The organism is Undibacterium sp. Ren11W, assembly GCF_049340485.1.
Lineage (GTDB): Bacteria > Pseudomonadota > Gammaproteobacteria > Burkholderiales > Burkholderiaceae_D > Undibacterium.
The window spans coordinates 1,239,730-1,263,437 of record NZ_JBMPPB010000001.1; the positions used below are offsets into that span (position 1 = coordinate 1,239,730).

Annotated in this window: 25 protein-coding genes; 8 read left to right on the forward strand and 17 right to left on the reverse strand. The window is 50.0% G+C overall.

The window, feature by feature from the left end; translation table 11 throughout:
* Position 1: 1 nt before the first annotated feature.
* The 14 genes from ACO0K8_RS05545 to ACO0K8_RS05610 all read right to left on the reverse strand — a co-directional run bounded on the left by ACO0K8_RS05545 (position 2) and on the right by ACO0K8_RS05610 (position 11,827).
* The gene (locus ACO0K8_RS05545; protein WP_422945617.1) at positions 2-259 is read right to left on the reverse strand and encodes a glutaredoxin family protein; all 258 of its coding nucleotides are present in this window, start codon (positions 257-259) and stop codon (positions 2-4) included.
* Positions 260-545: 286 nt separating this feature from the next.
* Entirely contained in the window at positions 546-2,048 is a 1,503-nt protein-coding gene (locus ACO0K8_RS05550; protein ID WP_422945618.1) for a DegQ family serine endoprotease, read from the reverse strand.
* Between the two features lie 18 nt (positions 2,049-2,066).
* Positions 2,067-3,101 carry a MucB/RseB C-terminal domain-containing protein gene (locus ACO0K8_RS05555; protein ID WP_422945620.1) on the reverse strand — a complete coding sequence of 345 codons (1,035 nt, stop codon included), beginning with the start codon at positions 3,099-3,101 and terminating at the stop codon, positions 2,067-2,069.
* On the reverse strand, positions 3,102-3,758 hold the full coding sequence (locus tag ACO0K8_RS05560; protein ID WP_422945621.1) for a sigma-E factor negative regulatory protein: 657 nt from the start codon (positions 3,756-3,758) through the stop codon (positions 3,102-3,104).
* 62 nt (positions 3,759-3,820) lie between these two features.
* Positions 3,821-4,423: an RNA polymerase sigma factor RpoE gene (gene rpoE, locus ACO0K8_RS05565; RefSeq protein WP_422945622.1), complete on the reverse strand. Its 603-nt coding sequence runs from the start codon at positions 4,421-4,423 to the stop codon at positions 3,821-3,823.
* A gap of 97 nt (positions 4,424-4,520) precedes the next feature.
* On the reverse strand, positions 4,521-5,039 hold the full coding sequence (locus ACO0K8_RS05570) for a protein YgfX (RefSeq protein WP_422945623.1): 519 nt from the start codon (positions 5,037-5,039) through the stop codon (positions 4,521-4,523).
* A gap of 114 nt (positions 5,040-5,153) precedes the next feature.
* The gene (gene fabF / locus ACO0K8_RS05575; RefSeq protein ID WP_422945624.1) at positions 5,154-6,398 is read right to left on the reverse strand and encodes a beta-ketoacyl-ACP synthase II; all 1,245 of its coding nucleotides are present in this window, start codon (positions 6,396-6,398) and stop codon (positions 5,154-5,156) included.
* A gap of 34 nt (positions 6,399-6,432) precedes the next feature.
* Positions 6,433-6,672, reverse strand: coding sequence for an acyl carrier protein (acpP, locus tag ACO0K8_RS05580; protein WP_126129081.1), 240 nt, complete (start codon positions 6,670-6,672; stop codon positions 6,433-6,435).
* Positions 6,673-6,807: 135 nt separating this feature from the next.
* Positions 6,808-7,596 (reverse strand): 3-oxoacyl-ACP reductase FabG, encoded by a 789-nt coding sequence (gene fabG, locus ACO0K8_RS05585; RefSeq protein ID WP_422945625.1) that lies wholly within the window; start codon positions 7,594-7,596, stop codon positions 6,808-6,810.
* Entirely contained in the window at positions 7,593-8,534 is a 942-nt protein-coding gene (fabD, locus tag ACO0K8_RS05590; protein ID WP_422945626.1) for an ACP S-malonyltransferase, read from the reverse strand. Before fabD ends, fabG begins: the two co-directional genes overlap by 4 nt.
* Before the next feature lie 175 nt (positions 8,535-8,709).
* A complete protein-coding gene (locus tag ACO0K8_RS05595) occupies positions 8,710-9,696 on the reverse strand; it encodes a beta-ketoacyl-ACP synthase III (RefSeq protein WP_422945628.1) in 987 nt (328 codons plus the stop codon).
* On the reverse strand, positions 9,693-10,766 hold the full coding sequence (plsX, locus tag ACO0K8_RS05600) for a phosphate acyltransferase PlsX (RefSeq protein WP_422945629.1): 1,074 nt from the start codon (positions 10,764-10,766) through the stop codon (positions 9,693-9,695). The genes ACO0K8_RS05595 and plsX overlap by 4 nt, the downstream gene beginning before the upstream one ends.
* A 218-nt stretch (positions 10,767-10,984) precedes the next feature.
* Positions 10,985-11,167, reverse strand: a complete 183-nt coding sequence (gene rpmF, locus ACO0K8_RS05605) for a 50S ribosomal protein L32 (protein WP_126129076.1) — start codon at positions 11,165-11,167, stop codon at positions 10,985-10,987.
* Between the two features lie 123 nt (positions 11,168-11,290).
* Positions 11,291-11,827: a YceD family protein gene (locus tag ACO0K8_RS05610; RefSeq protein ID WP_422945631.1), complete on the reverse strand. Its 537-nt coding sequence runs from the start codon at positions 11,825-11,827 to the stop codon at positions 11,291-11,293.
* Positions 11,828-11,940: 113 nt separating this feature from the next.
* Between ACO0K8_RS05610 and ACO0K8_RS05615 the strand changes: the two genes are divergently transcribed.
* From ACO0K8_RS05615 to ACO0K8_RS05630, 4 genes are all read left to right on the forward strand, one after another.
* On the forward strand, positions 11,941-12,582 hold the full coding sequence (locus ACO0K8_RS05615; protein ID WP_422945632.1) for a Maf family nucleotide pyrophosphatase: 642 nt from the start codon (positions 11,941-11,943) through the stop codon (positions 12,580-12,582).
* A gap of 120 nt (positions 12,583-12,702) precedes the next feature.
* Positions 12,703-13,458, forward strand: coding sequence for an SAM-dependent methyltransferase (locus ACO0K8_RS05620; RefSeq protein WP_422945633.1), 756 nt, complete (start codon positions 12,703-12,705; stop codon positions 13,456-13,458).
* A gap of 98 nt (positions 13,459-13,556) precedes the next feature.
* A complete protein-coding gene (locus ACO0K8_RS05625; RefSeq protein WP_422945634.1) occupies positions 13,557-14,132 on the forward strand; it encodes an SAM-dependent methyltransferase in 576 nt (191 codons plus the stop codon).
* A gap of 296 nt (positions 14,133-14,428) precedes the next feature.
* On the forward strand, positions 14,429-15,673 hold the full coding sequence (locus ACO0K8_RS05630; RefSeq protein ID WP_422945635.1) for a nitronate monooxygenase: 1,245 nt from the start codon (positions 14,429-14,431) through the stop codon (positions 15,671-15,673).
* Positions 15,674-15,782: 109 nt separating this feature from the next.
* Here the strand turns inward: ACO0K8_RS05630 and ACO0K8_RS05635 are convergent, their stop codons facing one another.
* The 3 genes from ACO0K8_RS05635 to ispD all read right to left on the reverse strand — a co-directional run bounded on the left by ACO0K8_RS05635 (position 15,783) and on the right by ispD (position 17,522).
* Positions 15,783-16,052, reverse strand: coding sequence for a DUF4404 family protein (locus ACO0K8_RS05635; protein ID WP_422945636.1), 270 nt, complete (start codon positions 16,050-16,052; stop codon positions 15,783-15,785).
* An 88-nt stretch (positions 16,053-16,140) separates the two neighbouring features.
* Positions 16,141-16,644, reverse strand: a complete 504-nt coding sequence (gene ispF / locus ACO0K8_RS05640; RefSeq protein ID WP_422945637.1) for a 2-C-methyl-D-erythritol 2,4-cyclodiphosphate synthase — start codon at positions 16,642-16,644, stop codon at positions 16,141-16,143.
* A 161-nt stretch (positions 16,645-16,805) separates the two neighbouring features.
* Positions 16,806-17,522 (reverse strand): 2-C-methyl-D-erythritol 4-phosphate cytidylyltransferase, encoded by a 717-nt coding sequence (ispD, locus tag ACO0K8_RS05645; RefSeq protein WP_422945638.1) that lies wholly within the window; start codon positions 17,520-17,522, stop codon positions 16,806-16,808.
* 284 nt (positions 17,523-17,806) lie between these two features.
* Here ispD and mfd point away from each other — a divergent pair, with 284 nt between their 5' ends.
* From mfd to ACO0K8_RS05665, 4 genes are all read left to right on the forward strand, one after another.
* Positions 17,807-21,226 (forward strand): transcription-repair coupling factor, encoded by a 3,420-nt coding sequence (mfd, locus tag ACO0K8_RS05650; RefSeq protein WP_422945639.1) that lies wholly within the window; start codon positions 17,807-17,809, stop codon positions 21,224-21,226.
* 48 nt (positions 21,227-21,274) lie between these two features.
* Positions 21,275-22,138 (forward strand): phosphoserine phosphatase SerB, encoded by an 864-nt coding sequence (serB, locus tag ACO0K8_RS05655; RefSeq protein ID WP_422945640.1) that lies wholly within the window; start codon positions 21,275-21,277, stop codon positions 22,136-22,138.
* Positions 22,139-22,314: 176 nt separating this feature from the next.
* Positions 22,315-22,677, forward strand: coding sequence for a DUF4870 family protein (locus ACO0K8_RS05660; protein ID WP_422945641.1), 363 nt, complete (start codon positions 22,315-22,317; stop codon positions 22,675-22,677).
* A 440-nt stretch (positions 22,678-23,117) separates the two neighbouring features.
* Positions 23,118-23,678 (forward strand): PEP-CTERM sorting domain-containing protein, encoded by a 561-nt coding sequence (locus ACO0K8_RS05665; protein WP_422945642.1) that lies wholly within the window; start codon positions 23,118-23,120, stop codon positions 23,676-23,678.
* Positions 23,679-23,708: the final 30 nt, after the last annotated feature.

The window sequence follows — 23,708 nt, forward strand, 5'->3', positions numbered from 1 at the left end:
GTTACTCATTAAAAAAAACTTTCAGTTTTTCTGCATCTAAAAAATAATGGCAGATTTGTTGCGACTCAGCGCCGTCTTTTTGGCCTAGCAGCACTGGTACTAATTCATCATACTTGGCCAGCAAGTCTGGCGCCGCCTCGGTATCGAGATCGATGACTTTGACCTCAAAAGCATGCGCTGTCTGGTAAGGCAGCAATTGCTGCAGCATGTCATCACACAGATGGCAATAGCTGCGCGAATAAAGTGTGAACTGTATCATCCTGAGTTTGCCTAAGTGCTAAAAAACCATGGTAAGGGATATACTCCCCTTAAAATCAAATAAAACCCGTGCTTTGCGCATACAGGTAGTGCGCAGTACAAATATACTTACGGTAGTATGCCAAAAACACGCATCCTCACGCGCTGCTTCACGTGCTGCTTCACGTGCTTTGTCATGCACGGCAATATGGCGACATTATAAATCCTGTCTAGCTTGTCCCTGAATAAAAAAAGCTGCCCGCATTTTCAGCGGGCAGCTCTGCTTGTTCACTAGCAAGGTTTTCTATTTATGGCGCCACCGGACGTATCGGCACAAACTGCGCAGCATCACCGCGTCGCACCAACAACACCACCGCTTTTTTCGTATCTATTTTGGTCAGCATGGCGGCAAATTGCTTGGCATCTTTGACGTCAATATTATTCATCGTCAGGATAATGTCTCCCGGGCGCAATCCCACTTGTGCAGCAGGACCATCAACCGTATCGATAGACACCCCAACGCCTCCGGGCATTTCTTTTCTCTGCGCATCCGTCAAATCTGAGACATAGATACCCAAGGCATTAGTCGCTTGCTCTTTCTTGGATTTTTTATCGGCTTTCTGTGCTGATTTATCCGCTTCGACTTCAGCAATGGTGACATTGACTTCACGTGCTGCACCTTTACGCCAGATCGAAACGACTGCCTTACTGCCGGGTTTGGTAACGCCGACCATTCTCGGTAAATCACTGGATTTTTCGACTGCGACGCCATTAAATTTCAGGATCACGTCGCCGTCTTGCAAGCCAGCTTTTTCTGCAGGACCACCGGACTCTACCCGTGAGACCAAGGCACCTTGCGCCTTAGGCAGACCAATAGACTCGGCAACTTCTTTCGAGACCTCGCCGATTTGCACGCCGATGCGACCACGCGTTACCTTGCCGGAAGACTTCAGTTGCTCCACCACCCGCATCGCTTCATCGATAGGAATCGCAAAGGATATCCCCATGTAACCACCGGAACGGCTATAAATTTGCGAGTTAATCCCTATCACTTCACCGCGCATATTAATCAGAGGGCCGCCAGAGTTACCTGGATTGACCGCCACGTCAGTTTGTATCAATGGCAAATAATCACCGGTATCACGCGCCTTGGCAGAAACGATACCGGCTGTCACGGTGTTATCGAGATCAAATGGCGAACCGATTGCGATGACCCACTCGCCGGCCTTAATTTTTTCCGAATCACCGATATTCAAACGCGGTAATTTTGTGCCTTCTATCTTCAACACTGCGACGTCAGTACGCTTATCGGCACCGATTACTTTGGCCTTAAACTCGCGCTTATCGGTCAATTTAACGTAAACTTCAGACGCACCATCGACCACATGGGCATTGGTCAGCACATAACCATCTGGCGTGATGATGAAACCGGACCCGACCCCGCGCGGCACTTCCTCTTCTTGCGCTTGTGGTGCTTTACGATTTTTGGGGGCCGGGGCCTGCTTCGGCATAGGAGCACCAAAGAAGCGGCGGAAAAACTCTTGCATCTGCTCGTCTTCCATGCCTGGCATCGCCTGCCCCTGCATGACTTTTTCAGTGGTACGGATATTCACTACGGCCGGGCCGGTTTTCTCAACCAAGTCGGTAAAGTCGGGCAAACCGGCAACCGGAGCTGCCATCGCTGCGGGCGTCAAACCGAGTACGCCAGGAGCAATCACTGCCACTGATGCGCTCAAGACCGCGGTCGACAAAAGCGTGGAACACAAAGTAGAAATACTTTTTCTATTTACAAAAAACTGAGATATTGTCATCGTCGTACTCTCACTTTCTCACTTAGATTTAAATTCAATTGAGTTAATCACCTGCTTAATCGCCGCCAGAGGCACCTCACCCACCACCGTCAGCCAATAATCAGCCTGACGTTTACCCATGATAGTCATCGCCCCCTGCTGTAAATTACCCTCGCTACGGTTGTCCGCATCCGGCTCAATAAACACGGAGATACTCGAGATTCCATCAGAAAAAATCATCTGTATCACCTGATGCGGTTTTGCGGCTTCAGACTTTGCAGTAGCCGCATTGGCGGCAATCGCTGCAGCAGAAAGAGGAATCAGCCTACGCATTTCACGGGTCTTTTTAAATCCTGCTGGCAAAGATTTAACAGTCCATCCAGAATTGATATTGGCCTGCACCGTCAAATTTTCAAGCTGCCATTGCGCCGTATTTGGAAAACTCGGTTTCAGATGGGTCTTATCGACTTCGCCGATAGCCACCTGTGTAAAGGCGATTTGTTCTATCACCTCTTGTTTGACATTCACGGTCTGCGCTCTGAGCAACAAACCTGAAGCAGCCTCTACGCAGAGTCGATAGCCATAACGCAAAGCATCCTTAGGCTCTAAGCTCAGGGTCTGGCAAGCCAAGCCCGCTACCCGACTAAGTTCGGTCTTTTTGATGTTGTAAGAATCGGGCAAGCTGCTCAAATTATTTGTCAACAAAGCAGGAAACACCTCTTGAGTGACATTTTTTTCAACTTGCACGGTTTTACTTTCGGGCAAATAGCAGCTCACCTCATCATTGCGGCGCAGATATTCGCGCGGCTTGCCATCGAGTATTTCCAACTTCTCTAACTCGCCATGCGCATCAACTATATGGAAAATACGCGAGGTGCGGATTTGATTGGCTTGCTGATAGATGAAGGTGCCGGAATAATTGAGCTTTTGCGCCGCAAGCTGTGCCTTGCGCAACATAACTTGTGCTTCCTGAGCCTCCGCCGCTTGCGCCTGCAAGACAGGTAGCGTGAGCACAGCGCAGAACCATGCGAGCAGCCACGACAGAGATTTTAAAGACGGTAATGCCATAGTCATTTATTTCTCGTTAGCGCGCGATGCGGTTGCAACTGCGTTGGCACGACTCACATATTGCGGGCCATTTGCCATAGACGGTGAGAATTTTTGATGCGCCAGCAAATAACTATCGAGGCGCGGATCCCGCAACATCTCGATTTGATTCTCACTCTGGGCGACAGGCTCAGAACTGAGCAGATTCGAGGCCAGTTGCACGCCAGAATTTTGCGTCCCTGCAGCCATATTCGCCGGTACATTGAGTCTTGCCATTTGCATGCCTGCAGTAGAAGGCGCGCCAAATAGCGGGATAATTTGCGGTGCCATCAAAAATGCAACTGCGGCAGCAGCAGCCATACTCGTCATCGCCATATAACGGGCTATCCCTTGCTTAATTGGGGACGCAGCGGGAGCTAGCTGAGTGCGCGCTTTCGGCGCCAGCAAGACTGGTTCTGCATCAAGCATAGCTGAAAATTTTGCTGAGAAATCAGGGCTCATTGAGATCGCCAGATCGTCGGAACGCAGCACATCGCCAATTTGGTGATAAATATCCCATGTCTTGCGCTCATCAAGCTTGCTGGCATCGGCCAAGCTTGCCAACGCCGCATCCAATTGCGCATTGCTAAGTTCGCCATCAAGCAAACTGGAAATGCTTTGATAATCGATGTTTTCTGTTTTCATGATCGGTCCAAATAAGGTCTTGCAATTACTGCTAATTCTGTCAATAACGCTGAGTTTTTAACCTACCAGCGCTGATCTAAACTCGTGCCCAATAAGGGCCTCAACTTTTGAGCGATTGATTCGCGCGCTCTAAAAATGCGACTGCGAACCGTGCCTATCGGGCACAGCATGACTTCGGAAATTTCTTCATAACTCATTCCTTCAATCTCCCGCAACGAGATGGCATTTCGTAATTCTTCAGGCAGTGACATCATTGCTGCATTGACGACTTCTGCGATCTGCTTACTTGCCAGCAAAGACTCTGGCGTATTCATATCTCTTAGTCCATCAGCATCGACAAAAGTTTCAGCTTCTTCGATATCGGCATCGGTCGAAGTCGGAGCGCGGCGACCTTGCGAGACCAAATAATTTTTTGCCGTATTGATGCCTATCCGATACAACCAGGTATAAAACGCAGCATCACCCCGAAAATTTGCCAAAGCGCGATACGCTTTGATAAACGATTCCTGCACCACATCTTCGGCCTCAGCCTGATCATGGACGAGCCTAGACACGAGCCGCATTAATTTCCTTTGATATTTGGAAACCAGAAGCTCAAATGCCTTTTTATCGCCACGCTGGACCCGCTCAACTAGGAGCTGATCAATTTCGCGTTCTGTCGTCACTCACACTTTCCCATGTTGTTCATTCGCCGAAACGACAATCCAGCACATATCAGCACACTACAATTACGCCAAGTATTAAGTAGACACTGAAGACTGTTCAAAAGTTCCCGGACGCATCTTCAAGAAGTCGATCTTGTTCGCGATACGCATGCCGCGTCATCCATCTTAGCGCGATCGCCAACTTTCTAAAGTCATCCGCACTGACACTATCACGCAATACAGGAATTACCACACTCGTCATATCTGGCAAACGCAAATGCAAAATCAAAAAATACTCAGAGCAGCTACTTTGTACGTCTAAGCTCACTAACAAGGAGGATATCACCTCGTGTTTTGCATTCTGCCAGCGCAAGATAATGTCACCAGTCTCGGATATCTCCAGATAAGCCCTGCGTCGCCCGACTAAAAATTTAAATAAAGCCAAGGAACTAAGCCCCAACGTCAAAACCAGCAGCAAACTACTGGACCACCATGCAAGATTCAGGTGATAGATCGCAAAGCCAAACACCGCGTTGGCGAGACCATACATCATCAACACCAGACACAGCAAGGTAGGCGATGGATGCAGTGTCATCGCAATTGCCATAGCAGCAGACTTAGTTGTGGTTACCGACATAGCTACAGGTTTCGCTATCAGAATAAAAAACGGCACTTCAATTTACTTAAAAATGAAGTGCCGGAATGCGACCAAAACCCCGGTCAGCTTATTTAATTATCAAACTAATTCACGCTATGCCACTTTACCGAAAATCAAGGTGCCGTTAGTACCACCGAAACCAAAATTATTCTTCATTGCATAATTAATCTGCATATCTCTTGCTGTGTTCGCGCAATAGTCGAGATCGCATTCAGGATCTTGATTAAAGATATTGATGGTAGGCGGCGAAATCTGATGATGCAGTGCCAGCACTGTCAAAATCGATTCCAAACCACCTGCACCACCCAATAAATGTCCAGTCATCGACTTGGTCGAATTAACAGTCAATTTATACGAGTGATCAGAAAAAGTTGCTTTAATCGCATCCGTTTCGTTTTTATCACCTAAAGACGTCGATGTTCCATGCGCATTCAGGTAATTGATCTGGTCTGGATTGAGTCCTGCATTTTTCAATGCATTGACCATACTGCGACGCGGACCATCCATGGTAGGCGTGGTGATGTGATAAGCATCCGCACTCATACCAAAACCTAACACTTCGGCATAGATTTTTGCGCCACGGGCTTTCGCATGCTCATACTCTTCCAGCACCATGACACCGGCACCTTCACCAAGTACAAAACCATCTCTGTCCTTATCCCAAGGACGCGATGCCGTAGTCGGATCATCATTACGGGTCGATAAGGCACGGGCAGAAGCAAAGCCACCTAAACCCAGGGGCGAAATCGTCGACTCGGCACCACCAGCAATCATCACATCAGCATCGCCATACTCAATCATACGAGCAGCCGAACCTATACAATGCAAACCAGTAGTGCAGGCAGTAACGATCGCCAAATTCGGACCTTTCAGTCCATATTTGATCGATAAATTACCCGAGATCATGTTGATAATCGAAGCAGGAACAAAGAAAGGTGTGATGCGACGCGGTCCGCGTGCGGTCAGAATATCCTTGGTTTCTTCGATTAATGACAATCCGCCGATACCAGAACCAACCACAACACCGATACGCTCGGAGTTTTCGTCGGTGACTATCAGACCACTATCTTGAAAGGCTTGAATCCCAGCTGCAATGCCGAAATGGATAAAAGTATCCATGTTTCGAGCTTCTTTAGCAGGAATGTATTCCTCAATATTGAAACCCTTGACTTCGCCAGCAATATGCGTGGTGAAGGGAGTAGCATCAAATTTGGTAATCGCTGCAATTCCGGACTTGCCTGCGGTGATTGCCCCCCAAGTGTCGGCAATATTATTGCCGACTGGGGTCACGCAACCAAGACCAGTAATTACTACACGACGTTTAAGCGTAAGGCTCAAGCGTTTCTCCTGGATTGAAAACGATGCGCCTGAATTAGGCTTTGACGTGTGCTGTAGCGTAGTCGATCGCTTGTTTCACCGTAGTGATTTTTTCAGCTTGTTCGTCAGGGATTTCCATTTCGAATTCATCTTCGAGTGCCATCACGAGCTCTACTGTGTCGAGTGAGTCTGCACCAAGATCATCTACAAAAGAAGATTCAATCTTGATGTCAGCATCAGCGACGCCCAGTTGCTCAGCGACGATTTTCCTAACGCGTTGTTCGATATCGGACATATGTGTCTCCAGTGGTGGTTACAGAAAGTGCGCGCATTTTAGCAGGTTTGCGCGCGAAAAAAGCAAATTTGCATTTTCCAAGAATATCTTCGGCTAATTCCTTCGAATTTCTCAGAAAACACCTTTAAAAAAACATTAACACAAATACATGCCGCCATTCACATGCAAGGTAATTCCCGTAATATACCCTGCTTCTGCGGATGCCAGAAAAACAGTTGCAGCAGCAATATCCTCAGGCTTACCCAACTTCGCCATAGGAATTTGTTGCAAAATTGCCGACTTCTGATCTTCCGTCAGCGCCTGCGTCATATCTGTGTCGATAAAACCAGGAGCAATGCAATTGACCGTAATATTGCGACTACCAATTTCACGCGCCAAGGCGCGACTCATGCCAGCCACGCCAGCTTTCGCCGCCGCATAATTCATTTGACCAGGATTGCCGGATGAACCAACTACCGACGTAATATTGATGATACGGCCATGTCTGGCCTTCATCATGCCACGCAGTACCGCACGAGACAGACGCCCAACCGAGCTCAGATTGGTCGCGATTACACTATCCCACTCATCATCCTTCATGCGCATCGCCAATTGATCTTGGGTGATGCCAGCATTATTCACCAGGATAGATAAGCCGCCGTATTCCTTTTGAATTTCATCGATCAGGGAGGTGCAACGCGGCACATCATTGACATCAAAGGCCACACCTTTGCCCGCCTCAGGATTAATTTCCTTCAGATACGCAGAAATTGCCTCAGCACCAGCGACTGAAGTGGCTGTGCCAACTACGGTTGCACCGGCACGTGCCAGCGCTACAGCAATCGCCTTACCTATGCCGCGCGAGGCACCGGTGACTAATGCCACCTGATTACTCAGTTGATTTGTCGTTACTTGCGTAATTGCTTGTGTGATTACTTGTGTCATTTAAGAAGTTCCATTACTTTATCCAGTGAAGCCTGATCGAACATAGCCTCCCCTACCAACTCTGCATTGATTCTTTTGGTCAATCCCGCCAGCACCTTACCTGGCCCGCACTCGATGACGTGAGTCACGCCACTAGCGCCAATTTTTTGCACAGTCTCAACCCAACGCACCGGGCTTGCTGCTTGCCGCACCAAGGCATCCTTGATGGCCGCAGCATCACTAAACACCGCAACATCGACGTTATTAATCAGAGTGATCGCAGGCTGCGAAAACGTCAGACTCTGCATATATTCACGCAACTTGTCCGACGCAGGCTTTAACAATGAGGAGTGAAATGGTGCCGATACCGGCAGGATCAAGGCTCGTTTTGCGCCTTTTTCCTTGGCGATCTCACAAGCACGCTCAACCGCAGCCTTACTTCCGGCAATCACGACCTGCGCCGGTGCATTAAAATTGACCGCCTCAACCACACCAATAGCCTGATCCACCATCGCTTCGGCACACGCGGCAATCACATCTTCATCACTTAAACCCAAGATCGCAGCCATCCCCCCTTGCCCTACCGGCACTGCATCTTGCATAGCCTGCGCGCGAAAACGCACCAAAGGCAACGCGTCCTTAAACGCGATGACACCTGCTGCAACTAAGGCTGAATACTCCCCCAAACTATGGCCAGCAACAATCACAGGGGGCACGCCGCCAGCACCTAACCAAGCGCGATAACAAGCAACCGCTGCGATCAACATCACGGGCTGCGTATTGGTCGTCAAATCTAGCGCCTCTTTCGGGCCCTCGGCAATCAACTTCGCAATATCAAAGCCCAGCACATCCGAAGCTTCGACCATGGTCTGCTGTACGATCGTATTTTCAGCAAATCCGTTTAACATACCAATGGCCTGCGAACCCTGACCTGGAAAAACAAAAGCAAATTTAGTCATAATAAAAGTTTAATGAATTTTATTTAATGGAAATTAATAAATGGTTTAACTTGCAGATCCATAGCAAAGTCGACATCGAAATCAACAAATAGGTATCACAGCACAAGAATGAACAAGGATCAATCAGCACTATGAAGAATTAGTATTCTAAAATTAATTTGCGGGCAAAAAAAATTTACATTTTGACGATGGCAGCGCCCCAGGTAAATCCGCCACCCACACCTTCCAGCATAACGGTTTGTCCTTTTTGTATGCGGCCATCTCTGATCGCCACATCCAAGGCCAGCGGTATCGACGCAGCCGAAGTATTACCATGCTGATCAACAGTGACAACCACCTTATCCATCGACATATTGAGCTTTTTTGCGGTGCTTTGCATGATGCGGATATTTGCCTGATGCGGCACCAACCAGTCAATTTGAGCGGCATCCAAACCAGCGATTTCCAACACTTCGTTCGCCACTTTTTCTAAGGCGCTGACCGCTAGCTTAAACACCGCCTTGCCATCCATGTACAAAAATGCACTACCATTGAGCACACCCGCATTGACATTACCGGATACACATAAAACGTGCGACTGACTACCGTCTGCATGCAATTTGGTCGCCAATACGCCAGGCTCGGTAGACCGCGACATAACGATTGCGCCAGCACCATCCCCAAACAAGACGCAAGTCGTTCTATCCTCAAAATTAAGTATGCGTGAAAACACTTCAGCACCAACCACCAGCACGTTTTTATGCGCACCGGTTTTAATCATACTGTCGGCCATTGCCATCGCATAAATAAAACCACTACATACTGCTTGCACATCGACCGCAGCGGCACCATTATTAATGCCTAATTTATGCTGAAGTACACAGGCGGTACTGGGAAATCCGCCCAAGAAATCGGGCGTAGAGGTCGCCAGAATAATCAAGTCAATATCATTCGCCTGCAAACTGGCAGCTGACAGTGCGCGCTGAGCCGCCACCAGCGCCAAGTCACTCGATGTAACCATAGGCTCAGCATAGTGACGCGCCGAAATACCACTGCGCGAGAAGATCCATTCATCCGAGGTTTCAATCCCATTGGCCGCTAATTGTGCAGTCAAATCCTGGTTGCTCACTCGCTTTGGAGGCAGATAACTGCCGGTTCCGATAATTTTACTAAAGAAAGTCATGCTGTCTTCTGTGAAATAGTTTCGTTGATTGGGGTAAGCTCACTTGCCGCAGGCATCAACAAGGCCATAGAGGCGGAAATACGCGACAACACGTCATTTTTTGCCGCGTCAAAAGCACGTTGTATCGCCCATTCATAACTGTATTTATCGGCCCCGCCATGGCTCTTAAACACCAAGCCCCGCAAACCCAATAAACTGCCGCCATTATAATTCGATGGATTCATGGTTGCGGAAATCGACTTCATCGCACCACGCGCAATCAAAGCACCCAGCATATTAAGCGGACTACTGCGAAAGGCATCAGTCAGCGTGCTTTTTACGAAACGCCCCATACCTTCAATCGCCTTGAGCGTGACGTTGCCAACGAAACCATCGCACACGACGATATCGGTAGTCCCTTTAAAAATGTCATTACCTTCGACATTCCCATAAAAATTCAATAAGCCGCGCTCATGATCGGCGCGCAATAACTCAGCCGTTTTTTTCACGACATCATTACCTTTAATATCTTCCACGCCAACATTAAGCAAACCTATACTGGGCTTAGGCTTATTCTCCAAAGCGGCAACCAGCGCCGAACCCATAATCGCAAACTGATGCAAATGCAAAGGCTCGCAATCGACGTTGGCACCCAGATCGAGCATATAGGTGGGTTGATTCTTTTGATTCGGCAAGATGCTGCAAATAGCAGGTCGATCAACTCCAGGCATTGTTTTGAGAACGTAGCGCGACACCGCCATCAAGGCACCGGTATTACCAGCAGAAACACAGGCTTGCGCGCGACCATCTTTAACTAGAGTAACCGCGACCCGCATCGAAGAATCTTTTTTCCTGCGCAGAGCGACTTCAATCGGATCATCCATGGTCACCACCTCGGTGGCATTCACAATAGAGATTCTAGGATGATTAAGGCAGCGATTTTTTTTAAGTTCAGCCTGAATAATTGCTTCAGCGCCCACCAGCAAAAATTCAGCATCCGGTTCGCGATTCACGAACGAGACAGCGGCTGCTACTGTAACTGAAGGGCCATGATCACCACCCATGCAGTCGATTGAGATTTTTATTGTCATGTAGTAATACTAAACTTCATCGAGAAGCCGCCATCTTAACAAGTTACGCAAGATAAAGGCCAATCGCATTGCGCTTTTTCACTCTAAGCCAAAAAACCATTAATACAAATGATTACTCCGACCACGATAAAATAAACAGCAAGCACGCAAATTTTAAGATAAAAAAAAGCGGCGTCAAGTACGAGACTCGCTACGCCGCTTCATCACCAAGAACGATATTACTCGTCGTTTTTAGTTTTCAATACTTTACGACCACGGTAAAAGCCAGTTGGGCTGATATGGTGACGCATATGTGTTTCGCCAGTTGTAGGCTCGATACTCAGTTGCGGCGCAACCAAGAAATCGTGTGAACGGTGCATGCCACGCTTGGAAGGTGTCTTTTTGTTTTGCTGAACAGCCATGATAACTCCTAATACTTAAAAAATGTTTCTAAAATTTAACACATTTGAATGAACAATGAGCACATCATTCATCAAAAATCCCTAACAATACTTCGACCTCAGTGTCTTTTCAGAATAATGCCACTAGGTACGCCCATTTATCTTCTTCAGCACAGCGAAAGGAGATGGCTTCTTACTCGCTCCTGCTTCAATCGCTGCCACTGGTGAGCTTGATGATACTGACGAATCAATTACGACATCAGGGCATACTGTATGCTTGGGCGATTGGGGTATTGCCAGCAGCGCCTCATCCTCGATCAAATCCATGATATTGAATGTTTTACTGCCTACTACTACATCAATCTCTTCATCTTCGATCAGCGCCTCTATTTCATCGGCATGCTCATCGTTTTTGGCGAGAATTAATTCTGAGACTGAGTCCACTTCAAACGCGTAGCTAGTGAGGCAACGTTGACACATCAACTGCACTTCACCGGCAACCGTCAAACGCAACAACGGATGCCCCATCTTTGCCATGCCGCCCTCAAGCGACCATGACAGCGCACCATCAGTAGCAGCACACTCGGCCGATAAGCGCGGCAAATCTGAGATTAAGATACTGCCATCGCGCCGCTCTTTGAGTTGGCTAAACGAGAAAGCGTCAATCACAAATGCTTGCATAGGATATTTGGACCCAGAAAACCTGCGATAATAACAGGGTTGCGGCTTATTAGTCAAAGACTTGCCGCAATAATCGACTCAACTAGCGTTTATTTGTAAAAAAATCACACAAAATGCCATCGACACCCAATAACACGCTACAGAACAAAGCCTTGAGTCATCCGCTCATTTTAGCATCCAGCTCAATTTACAGAGCCGAATTACTGGCGCGCCTGCGCTTGCCGTTCGAGAGTATCGCGCCAGAGATCGACGAAACTTCCTACCCACATGAAGCACCGGAGCAAACTGCACTGCGCCTGGCGCAAGAAAAAGCCATCGCAATTGCAAAAATTCGTCCGGAAAGCATCATTATAGGCTCAGACCAGGTCGCCACACTAGAGGGCGAACAAATTGGCAAGCCTGGCAATCATCAATTTGCCCTGCAACAATTGCAAAAAATGCGCGGTAAACAAGTTATTTTCCATACTGCGCTCTGCGTATTCGATGGCAGATCGGAACGCGACGCCAGTGCGCCACAAGTGCAACTACAAAATATACAAACCCTAGTGCATTTTCGCGACCTGAGCGACGCCGAACTGGATGCCTATTTACATATAGAGCAACCTTACGATTGCGCTGGCAGCGCCAAGAACGAAGCCCTCGGCATTGCCATCTTAGAAAAAATTATCAGCGAAGACCCGACTGCGCTCACTGGCCTACCCTTGATCGCGCTCACTAGCATGCTCAGAAAGCTAGCCGTAGCTTTCTTTAAATGAGGGAGTATCCAATATCTAAGCTCGCTTGCGCAGATAAATAGAGCGCAAACACTGCACCAGACCGGATACCCCTACCCAGTATAATAATTCAGCACAATTTAAAAGATTAAAGAGTACATTATGGCAGGCACCCTATACCTCATCCCTAACACCTTGGGACAAACCGAAGCCCAGCAAGCGCATTTACTGGCGCAAATCATTCCGGCTACCGTACAAAAGATGACGGCCGAGCTAACGCATTTTGTCGCAGAAAATGCCAAAACAACGCGCGCCTATCTGAAATTGCTCAGTCTGAGTCATCCTTTAGCTAAACCCATGCAAGAACTCAGCATTACCGAGCTCAATGTGAACACCCCGGCGGCGGCACTGGAGGCATTGCTCAGTCCGCTGCTACAAGGACATGACGTTGGACTGATCTCTGAAGCTGGCGTACCAGCAGTGGCTGACCCCGGCGCAAATTTGGTCAGACTGGCGCATCAACGCCATATCTGCGTGCGCCCTCTGGTTGGCCCATCCTCGCTGTTACTGGCGCTGATGGCAAGCGGCTTGAATGGCCAGAGTTTTGCCTTTCACGGCTACCTCCCTACCGATACCGGCTTGCGCGCCAAACGCATCAAGGAATTGGAAGAACGCTCCAAAAAAGAACTGCAAACCCAGCTATTAATAGAAACCCCATATCGCAACGCTGCCATGCTAGAAGCCTTAGCCAACACTTGCCATGCCAGCAGCTTAATTTGCGTCGCTACCGATCTCACCTTGGAATCCGAGAGCATACAGACGCTCAGCGCCGCCGACTGGAAGCAGCGACTCAAGGCCAATCAAGCACCGGACTTTCACAAGAAGCCGACTGTCTTCTTATTTTTGGCTAATCAGTAGCACACCAAGTGCAGCACCGCAGTGCACTCTGAATATACGACTAGAACCGACATCCATCCGGCCAAGATACAGGCCGATCTACCCCTACTGGAATTATTATGCTCATCCTCACCATCAAACAAGGCAAGGAAAAAAGTTTGCTGGAACGCCACCCCTGGATTTATTTATCCGCCATAGAAAGGGTCGATGGCAAATACGATGAAAAGATGAAGTCAGGCGCAACCGCCCTGGTGCGCTCCTCTTCCGGTCAATTTTTGGCGCGCGCCGGCTGGAGCCCCAAATCACAAATCCGTGCGCGGGTCTGGAGTTTCGACGAAAACGAGGCGATAGATCACGCCCTGTTTAAACGCCGGGTCAAGGCGGCCTTGGCTAAACGCAAAAAGCTAAGTGCAACGCCAGGCCGCCCGCAACGTCTGATCAATGCGGAAGAAGACGATCTACCAGGTCTAATCGTCGAATATCATGCCGTCAAACCGGGTTTTTTGAGTTGCCAGTTCGAGGCGGCGGGCGTAGACGCCTGGAAAGTGACTATCATTAAAGCCCTGATAGCAGAAACCGGATGCCCTAATGTGTATGAGCACACCGACTATTTAGTCAGAAAAGGCGAAGGTCTGGCACTCAATAATGGAGTTTTGGCGGGAGAGGAACCTCCGGAAGATCTCTCTTCTTTATAATGACTTAGTCAATCTTGATTGCGGCGTTTTTGCTGCGTTTTTTAAGCACTTCCTGTTCCGCATCAAGTCAGAGCAGCATCATGATAATCACAAGAAAAGCATCGTAGGGTAGAATTGCGCCTGCAATAGATTCTCCCTCTGGCGAGAGGTAAAAAAAGTAGCAGAATTCGCCACAATGAGACACTCAATTTAACAAAGTAGCACCACGTAACACTAGCCAACACCAGCACCCATTTTCGAATGGTAAAAATGCGACAGCATAGGCTTTTAAAATACAACGTGGTTCAAGGATGACAATGAAACGTGTAGATGATTTCCGCCTGAAATTTGGCAAGCAAGAACTGGTACCCATCATTATCGGCGGCATGGGCGTGGATATTTCCACCGCCGAATTGGCGCTTGAGGCGGCGCGTCTGGGCGGCATCGGCCACCTGTCCGACGCCATGATGGAAGACGTCTCGGATCGCCGTTTCGACACCAGTTTCGTCAAAGAAAAAACCAAGCAATACAAGTACAACATCAATAATTCGGACAAAACCGATATTAAATTTGATCTGGGACGCTTAGCTGAAGCGACCAAGAATCACGTAGGCAAAACCATGGAAGCAAAGCGCGGCGACGGTATGATTTTCGTCAACTGCATGGAAAAGCTGACCATGAATAACCCGCGCGAAACCCTCAAGGTGCGCTTAGCCTCTTCTTTGGATGCTGGCATCGACGGCATCACCCTGAGCGCCGGCCTGCACTTCGGCTCATTTGGCTTGATGGCGGACCATCCGCGTTTTCGCGATGCCAAGCTGGGCATCATCGTCTCTTCAGTGCGCGCGCTACAGATTTTCTTGCGTAAGAATGCCAAACTCGACCGTCTGCCTGACTACATCATAGTCGAAGGTCCTCTGGCCGGTGGTCACCTGGGTTTTGGTCTGGACTGGGCAAAATACGATCTACATACCATCATCACCGAAATCGCTCTGTATTTAAAAACCGAAAATCTGGAGATCCCTCTGGTGGCCGCTGGCGGCATTTTCACTGGTAGCGATGCCGTGTCTTTTCTGGAAAACGGTGCTGCCGCGGTTCAGGTCGCAACCCGCTTCACGGTGACCAACGAATGCGGCTTGCCTGCCGACGTCAAGCAAGAATATTTCAAGGCAACCGAGAGCAATATCGAAGTCAACACGATCTCGCCAACTGGCTACCCGATGCGCATGCTGACCAACACGCCGGCAATCGGCTCAGGCATACGCCCGGGTTGCGAGTCTTATGGTTATCTGCTGGACGGCAATGGCGGTTGTGCCTACATCACTTCCTACAACCGCGAAGTGGCGGCACATCCCGATGAAAAAAATATCGTGGTGATGGATAAAACCTGCCTGTGTACCCACATGCGTAACTTTAAATGCTGGACTTGCGGCCACTACACCTATCGCCTGAAAGACACTACCCGTCAATTGCCTGACGGTAGCTATCAATTACTGACGGCCGAGCATGTATTCCGCGATTACCAGTTTAGCGTCGATCACCAGATCGCCCTGCCTGCATAATTATGCTTAGCTCATCGTTGCGATGAACTAAGCATAAAAAAAGCCCGCGCATCAATGACGATGCGCGGGCTTTTTATTTCAGTTGTTTACACACTCATTTAAACGCCCATTACACGCCCATTTTTTCCAGCATGCCACCCAATTCGCGCAATACCGGCTCGAGCTTAGGATGCTGCGCCGCGAAGCGTGCCGACAATTCTTGCGAGCGCTCGCTCAAGGCCGAATAAATCGGATCATCCGGCACATCGGTATTGAGCACAGCATGAATATCCTGATTTAAGTTCAGCAATAAAGACTTCACATCATCATCGACGTGCTCGGCATTGAGCAAGCCTTCATGCAATTGCTTGAGCAGGCTTTTCAGTTTTTCTTTTTCCATTTTCAACTCCAAAAACAATCATTAAACACATTCTGCGATAAAGCCGGCGTTGGCCAACTGCGCATTCACAGCATCCAGTCTAGTCCGATTAGGTGCGAAACACCAGTACCACCGCTTCGGCAGCAATACCTTCTTCGCGTCCTAAATAACCGAGCTTTTCATTGGTCTTGGCTTTGATGTTGACGCACTCTTTAGCGACCTGCAGATCGGCGGCAATATTGGCGACCATGGCAGCGATATGCGGCGCCATCTTGGGTTGCTGGGCGATGATAGTAGCGTCCAGATTTCCCACCACAAAACCGGCCTGATGCAAGCGCGCTACCGCTTCGCGTAACAGCACGCGCGAATCGGCACCGGCAAACTGCGTATCGGTATCGGGAAAATGCCTTCCGATATCGCCCAAACCGGCAGCACCAAACAGCGCATCGGTAATTGCGTGTAATAAAACATCGGCATCCGAATGCCCGAGTAAGCCGGTGACATGGGGAATATCGACCCCGCCGATGATCAGCTTACGCCCCGTCACCAGAGCGTGGCAATCGTAGCCCTGACCAATTCTAAAAGGCGGAAAAGTAGAAGGCGTTTGATTCATTTGAGACTCACTATGCAATTAAATATGATGGAACTTAATGGTAGATTATGGGGGAGTATAGGGAAATAAGCGCAGATTGCGCAATAAGGACGTGCGCAATTGACTTAAATTTCATCATACTAGTAGAGAGTATCTAAGCTAGGAGAGCTATTAACATGCAGTTACTCCATCTGCCCACTCAGATAGCGCTGCGCCAGCGCCAGATCGGCTGGCAAGGTGACTTTCAGATTGCAGGCATGACCAACTACCAGCAGCGGCATCAAGCCCGCCGCCTCGATCGCACTGGCCTCATCGGTTACTTCACTGGCAGCAGCTAAGGCATCCGACAAAATTAGATAACGAAACATTTGCGGCGTCTGCGCCAGCCACAGACCATCGCGCGCGATGGTCTCAACCCGTCCCGCCACCACCCGTTTAACGGTATCAACTACTGGCAAGGCCAACAAACCACCGACCGCATGCGCACCCACCTCTTGTATCAAGTGCGTGATTAGCGCTGGCGTTAAACCGGGCCGGGCCGCATCGTGCACCAAGACCCAATCATCAAACGACAATTGCGCCGCCAAGGCCGCCAGGCCATTGCTGACGCTATCGCGCCGGGTGGCACCGCCGCAACGCAAGATACTGACATTCTCCATGCCGCTCAGGGCGGCATCGACATAGCCATCCTCGGGACTCACCACCACATAGGTATGGGCGATCTGTTTTGCCAGTAAAAATGCCTGCACCGTATGTCGCAAGATGGGCTGATCATCAATCTGCAGATATTGCTTGGGGGTGCCACCACCCATACGGGCACCAACGCCTGCGGCGGGGATTAAGGCCACATAACGCGCTGCGGGAAGAGAAGTAGGATTACTGGAAAGAGTCTGATTCACGCGGATTTAATTTTAATTAAGGTGATTAAGGTGATTAAGGAGATTTAATTGGGCTTATCGCCTGACAGCACGGGCAGAAACTTCAAAATACGTCAAAAAACTTCACGATCACCACTGAATAGGCCAACTCACTAGCCAGAAGCGCCCACTCTAAAAAACAGCGTCACCCGCTTCGTTTATAATTGAGCCTCATTTTAAAGCCAAATCCTTGTCAGGTGCACGTTCCCAGCAATTGCGCCGACTTAGATCTCAGTGTTTCGCTTCCAACCCAAGTTTTGCAGTCTATGTCATTTGATCTCGTCAAAGCTCTTCCCAAGCCCGGCAATCGTTTTGCTCTCCCTAATTTACACGGATCGGCCGATGCCTATGCGCTAGCAGTGAGCGCGCTCGCGCTGAAAACGCAAAAACGCATGCTGACCGTGTTTGTGGCCAATCCGGCCGATGCGCAACGCCTGCTCGCTGAAATCCCCTGGTTCGATCTGAGCCTGCGCTGCCATTTGCTGCCAGACTGGGAAACCCTGCCCTACGACGCCTTTTCGCCGCATCAGGATTTGGTTTCTGAGCGCCTGGCCACTTTGCATGAAATCAGCGCTGGTAATTGCGATGTGCTGCTGGTGCCCGCCACCACTGCGCTGGTGCGGATGGCACCGCCTTCGTTTCTCGCTGCCTATACTTTTTTCTTCAAGCAAGGCGAAGTACTCAATGAAGCGAGACTGAAGTCACAACTGACGCTGGCCGGTTACGCCCATGTCTCGCAAGTGATGTCGCCAGGCGAATACTCGGTGCGCGGCGGCCTGATCGACATTTTCCCTATGGGTTCGGTACTGCCATATCGCCTCGATCTATTTGGCGACAGCATAGAAACGATACGCACCTTTGATGCCGACACCCAGCGTTCACTGTATCCGGTACGCGAAGTACGCTTGCTACCAGGTCGCGAGTTTCCTATGGACGAGGCGGCACGCACAGGTTTCCGCAGCCGCTGGCGCGAGCAGTTTGAGGGCGATCCTTCGCGCTCCATGATCTACAAAGACATCAGCGGCGGCATCCCCTCGGCTGGCATAGAGTATTACCTGCCGCTGTTTTTTGACAGCACCGCGACTCTGTTCGACTACCTGCCCGAGCACAGCCATTTTGCTTTGCTCGGCGATATCGATGAGGCGATACAACGCTTTTGGGTCGATACCCGCTCGCGCTATCAATTCTTAAAATCCGACCGGCAACGTCCGGTGCTGGCGCCAGAAACGCTCTTCTTGCGCGATGAAGATTTTTTCGGCGCACTCAAATCGCAAGCACGCTGGGTCTTAAATAGTGGCGGCGCAGCTTCAGAGATATCGAGCTTCTTGCCGGATCTGGCGGTGAACCGGCGCGCCGATGATCCGCTCACGAATTTGCGGGCGTTTTTACTGCAGAGCAAGCAGCGCGTCTTAATCTGCGCCGAATCGCTAGGCCGGCGCGAAACCCTGCAACAGTATTTTAACGAATACGCGATCCCGCTCACTTTGTGCGAAGGCTATACCGACTTCATCACCTCGGACGCCAAACTGATGCTTGGTGTGGCACCACTGCATAGCGGCTTCGTGCTCGACGAAATTGCTTTCGTGACCGAGACTGAGTTGTATGCAGGGTCCGGCAAACGCATAGGTCGCAAGAAGCAAGAAGGCGTAACCCAGGTCGAGCACATGGTGCGCGATCTCTCCGAGCTAAAAATCGGTGACCCTGTGGTGCACAGCAATCACGGCATAGGCCGCTACATGGGCTTGATCAGCATGGATTTGGGAGAAGGCGAAACCGAGTTCCTGCATCTGGAATACGCCAAAGAAACCAAGCTTTACGTGCCGGTCGCACAGTTACACGTGATCTCGCGCTATTCCGGCGCATCTCCTGATGACGCGCCCTTGCATGCGCTGGGCTCAGGGCACTGGGAAAAAGCCAAGCGCAAGGCAGCGCAGCAGATCCGTGACACCGCCGCCGAATTACTCAATCTGTACGCGCGCCGCGCCTTGCGCCAGGGCCATGCCTTTGAGTTCTCACACAAAGATTACGAGGCCTTTGCCGACAGTTTTGGCTTTGAAGAAACCGCCGATCAGGCCGCCGCGATCACTGCCGTGATTGAAGACATGACCTCCGGCAAACCTATGGACAGATTAATCTGCGGTGACGTTGGTTTCGGCAAGACCGAGGTTGCCTTACGCGCCGCCTTTGTCGCCGTGATGGGCGGCAAACAGGTGGCAATCCTCGCGCCAACTACTTTGCTGGCCGAGCAGCACGCCCAGACCTTTGCCGACCGTTTTGCCAATTGGCCAGTGCGGATTGCCGAACTATCGCGCTTTCGCAGCGGTAAAGAAATCACGCAAGCTCTCAAGGGCATGCAAGACGGCACTTTGGACATCATCATCGGCACGCATAAACTACTGTCTGACGATATTAAATTTTCGCGCCTCGGTTTGGTCATCATCGATGAAGAGCATCGCTTCGGAGTGCGCCAGAAAGAAGCCTTAAAATCTTTGCGCGCCGAGGTCGATGTCTTGACCCTGACCGCGACGCCGATACCGCGCACCTTGGGCATGGCACTGGAAGGTCTGCGGGATTTTTCCATCATCGCCACTGCCCCGCAAAAACGTCTGGCGATCAAAACCTTTGTGCGCAGTGAAGATAACTCGGTGATACGCGAAGCCTGTCTGCGCGAACTGAAACGCGGCGGCCAGGTGTACTTCCTGCACAACGAAGTCGAGACCATAGAAAACCGCAAGGCCATGCTCGAAGCATTGATCCCCGAGGCCCGCATTGCAGTCGGCCACGGCCAATTGCACGAGCGCGATCTGGAGAAAGTCATGCGCGATTTTGTCGCGCAACGCTACAATATTTTGCTGTGTACCACGATTATCGAAACCGGTATCGACGTCCCTACCGCCAACACCATCATCATGCACAGAGCCGATAAATTTGGCCTGGCGCAATTGCATCAACTGCGTGGCCGCGTCGGCCGCTCGCATCATCAAGCCTATGCGTATTTGCTGGTGGCCGATGTGCAAGGTTTGACTAAGCAAGCGAGTCGCCGTCTGGACGCGATTCAGCAGATGGAAGAACTCGGTAGCGGCTTTTACCTGGCGATGCACGATCTGGAAATACGCGGTGCCGGTGAAGTCTTGGGCGACAACCAATCGGGCGAAATGCACGAGATTGGTTTCCAGATGTATTCAGACATGCTCAGTGAAGCAGTACGCTCGCTGAAAAACGGTAAAGAGCCAGATCTGGCGGCACCACTGTCGACCATGACCGAGATCAATCTGCATATCCCTGCGCTATTGCCGAATGATTTCTGCGGCGATGTGCATGAGCGTCTGTCCATCTACAAACGTCTGGCCAATTGCAGTAAGGCGGACGCCATCGACGACATGCAGGAGGAGATGATAGACCGCTTTGGCAAACTGCCCGATCCAGTCAAATCGCTACTAGAGACGCATAGATTGCGGGTCGCCGCCAAACCGCTGGGCATCATCAAGATCGATGCGCATGGCGAGGCAGTCACCCTGCAGTTTGAGCCGCAACCGCCGATTGATGCGATGCGCATCATAGAACTGGTGCAAAAAAATAAGCACATCAAACTTAATGGCCAGGACAAATTGCGCATCACGGCCAACATGCCCGACCTCGCGGCCCGCGTGACACAAATTAAACTGGCCATGCGCGCCTTGCAATAGACCAAAGCAGCGCACTAAATAACTCAATAAAATACTGAAGCCCACAGCATGAACCTGATCAACATTACCCTGCAAGCCTTGCGCGCCTTCGACCAAAATGATCTGGCATTAATACAGCGCATCGCTGATCTGAGCCAGACTCACAACACCCTGCAACTTTCGCCGCAGGCGGTGTGCCTGCAGCAAGCGGCATGCACGCCGGAACTGCAACAGCAAATCACGGCCGAGTGCGATGCTCTGCAGATAGACATCACCTTCGCCGCTAGCGAAAGAAAACTCAGCGACTTTAAACTGGTGGCGATGGATATGGACTCCACCCTGATCACCATAGAATGCATCGATGAGATCGCTGACATGCAAGGCTTGAAAGCCCAGGTTTCAGAAATCACCGAAGCGGCGATGCGTGGCGAGCTCGAATTTCAAGAAAGCCTGACGCGCCGTGTCGCTCTGCTGAAAGGTCTGGATGCGTCTGCCCTGCAAAAAGTTTACGACGAACGTCTGCAATTGTCACTGGGTGCAGACAAAATGCTTAAGGCAATCCAGCAAGCCGGATTAAAAACCCTGCTGGTATCGGGCGGGTTCACCTTCTTTACCGACCGCATGAAAACCCGCTTGACGCTTGATTACACGCATGCCAATGTACTGGAAATCGCCGATGGTAAACTCACCGGCAAAGTAGTCGGAGGGATTGTCGATGCCGACGAAAAACAGCGCACGGTAGCACGCGTCTGCGCCGAAATGGGGATAACCACTAGCCAGGCCATCGTCATGGGTGACGGTGCGAACGATCTGAAAATGATGAAAATTGCCGGCATGTCGGTCGCCTTCCGCGCCAAACCGGTAGTGCGCGCGCAAGCGGACGTGGCACTCAATTTTGTCGGCCTCGATGGCGTGTTGAATTTACTGCGCTAGTCTGCGCGCAGTAAATTGAGGGGTGGGAATCATATACTCCCCTCATTTTTTGTATAAATCGTGCGTTTGCGCATAGTCATAGCGCGATCTTGAAATATACCAGGCCGGAGTATGCTATAAATGTACTATGTACAACATTCGTACCACAGATAGACCACATCCACAAAAAGGCCAACATGACACAAGAACTCGTTTTGGACGAAAAGCTGCAAACCCTTAAAAATCTGGCCTGGATGCTGTATCTATTCCACGCTGCGAGCCTGGTGTTTTCTATGGGAGCCTTTTCCTGGATCCCGCTCATCATTAGTTACGTGAAACGTGGCGACGCCGCCGGCACCTTCGTCTACAGCCACCACACCTGGCAGATACGCTCATTCTTTTGGTATTTATTCTGGATGATCTTGGGTCTGGCACTGTTCATCAGCATCATAGGCATCCCATTAGCATGGCTGATTTGGGTAGGCGCATGGATATGGAAGGCCTACCGCCTGATCAAGGGCTTCGCCGATCTGAATGCGAATAAAGCGATGGACGTTTAACTGTTGCGGAATAAAAGAATTTTAAGCGACTTTTCTAGCAATTCAAGAACACACGGTAGCGCAGCGCCGTTCATGCGCATATCCAAGCCGCGCTGGACAGTGCAAATCAGAGGCTTTACCGGTTTTTGAGCAACCGTCAGGAATAATCGCAAATTGGGATTTTTTCGCACACACGTACGATCCACATTTTTCCAGCCATATCGACTGCGCAGGTAGCCCTAGCTTTTAAGCGCTCCTACGTCCCTAGTTTGTCGAAAAAATTTACACGCATTCGTCAGTCAAGATCGATGCAGATCCGAACGCATTGATTATATTCAACAAAAAATTTTGGCACACTTTATGCTTTGGAAACACTGGCAATAAATTTCCGCCAGCGCTAGCAAAACAACGGCAAAGAATATTTGCGGCAGATCATCCAATAATAAATAAGGGGAAGAATCATGAGTAACTTTTACAAGTTAGTCGCAGGACTGGCGCTGGCCTTGTCAGCCGCTACCTCCAATGCCAGCGTAGTCCTCAACAATCTATCGACAAGCGCCACAAATATATCCTTTGATATCGTCGGCAGCATCACAACGATCGGTTCCGGCTTCCAACATCAATTCGGTTTCGGACATGTATCCAACCCGGCTCTGGATTGGATTTCATCATTCAACGCTGGAGCCTCATCGATTAGCGTCAGCGCCCCAACGAAACAAGCAATTAACTATGTCTATGATTTAACCGGCAGTTATGGCGAAAGCATCTGGTCCTCATCTAGCACCAATTGGCTCCTCGGCGACCAAATTAACGTGCATTACAACTTGGTCGGCGCATTTAATTTGGTGAACTTCGATCCAAATGGCTTAGGATTCCAAGTCGGTTTCAGCGTTGGACCCGCCATAGAAAGTGCCAACAATATATTGAGCCTCCAGTCAACAGCGGTGCCAGAACCTATCACACTTGCTCTTTTTGGTCTTGGCTTGGCGGGCTTGGGACTGTCCCGACGCAAGAAAATTTGATACACCCCCCCCCTCAACTAGCATTCAAAC

Coding starts and splice junctions, on each gene's coding strand:
- ACO0K8_RS05545 (WP_422945617.1), bottom strand. CDS start 259: ATGATACAGTTCACACTTTATTCGCGCAGCTATTGCCATCTGTGTGAT.
- ACO0K8_RS05550 (WP_422945618.1), bottom strand. CDS start 2,048: ATGACAATATCTCAGTTTTTTGTAAATAGAAAAAGTATTTCTACTTTG.
- ACO0K8_RS05555 (WP_422945620.1), bottom strand. CDS start 3,101: ATGACTATGGCATTACCGTCTTTAAAATCTCTGTCGTGGCTGCTCGCA.
- ACO0K8_RS05560 (WP_422945621.1), bottom strand. CDS start 3,758: ATGAAAACAGAAAACATCGATTATCAAAGCATTTCCAGTTTGCTTGAT.
- ACO0K8_RS05570 (WP_422945623.1), bottom strand. CDS start 5,039: ATGTCGGTAACCACAACTAAGTCTGCTGCTATGGCAATTGCGATGACA.
- acpP (WP_126129081.1), bottom strand. CDS start 6,672: ATGTCCGATATCGAACAACGCGTTAGGAAAATCGTCGCTGAGCAACTG.
- fabG (WP_422945625.1), bottom strand. CDS start 7,596: ATGACACAAGTAATCACACAAGCAATTACGCAAGTAACGACAAATCAA.
- fabD (WP_422945626.1), bottom strand. CDS start 8,534: ATGACTAAATTTGCTTTTGTTTTTCCAGGTCAGGGTTCGCAGGCCATT.
- ACO0K8_RS05595 (WP_422945628.1), bottom strand. CDS start 9,696: ATGACTTTCTTTAGTAAAATTATCGGAACCGGCAGTTATCTGCCTCCA.
- plsX (WP_422945629.1), bottom strand. CDS start 10,766: ATGACAATAAAAATCTCAATCGACTGCATGGGTGGTGATCATGGCCCT.
- rpmF (WP_126129076.1), bottom strand. CDS start 11,167: ATGGCTGTTCAGCAAAACAAAAAGACACCTTCCAAGCGTGGCATGCAC.
- ACO0K8_RS05610 (WP_422945631.1), bottom strand. CDS start 11,827: ATGCAAGCATTTGTGATTGACGCTTTCTCGTTTAGCCAACTCAAAGAG.
- ACO0K8_RS05615 (WP_422945632.1), top strand. CDS start 11,941: ATGCCATCGACACCCAATAACACGCTACAGAACAAAGCCTTGAGTCAT.
- ACO0K8_RS05620 (WP_422945633.1), top strand. CDS start 12,703: ATGGCAGGCACCCTATACCTCATCCCTAACACCTTGGGACAAACCGAA.
- ACO0K8_RS05625 (WP_422945634.1), top strand. CDS start 13,557: ATGCTCATCCTCACCATCAAACAAGGCAAGGAAAAAAGTTTGCTGGAA.
- ACO0K8_RS05630 (WP_422945635.1), top strand. CDS start 14,429: ATGAAACGTGTAGATGATTTCCGCCTGAAATTTGGCAAGCAAGAACTG.
- ACO0K8_RS05635 (WP_422945636.1), bottom strand. CDS start 16,052: ATGGAAAAAGAAAAACTGAAAAGCCTGCTCAAGCAATTGCATGAAGGC.
- ispF (WP_422945637.1), bottom strand. CDS start 16,644: ATGAATCAAACGCCTTCTACTTTTCCGCCTTTTAGAATTGGTCAGGGC.
- mfd (WP_422945639.1), top strand. CDS start 17,807: ATGTCATTTGATCTCGTCAAAGCTCTTCCCAAGCCCGGCAATCGTTTT.
- serB (WP_422945640.1), top strand. CDS start 21,275: ATGAACCTGATCAACATTACCCTGCAAGCCTTGCGCGCCTTCGACCAA.
- ACO0K8_RS05660 (WP_422945641.1), top strand. CDS start 22,315: ATGACACAAGAACTCGTTTTGGACGAAAAGCTGCAAACCCTTAAAAAT.
- ACO0K8_RS05665 (WP_422945642.1), top strand. CDS start 23,118: ATGAGTAACTTTTACAAGTTAGTCGCAGGACTGGCGCTGGCCTTGTCA.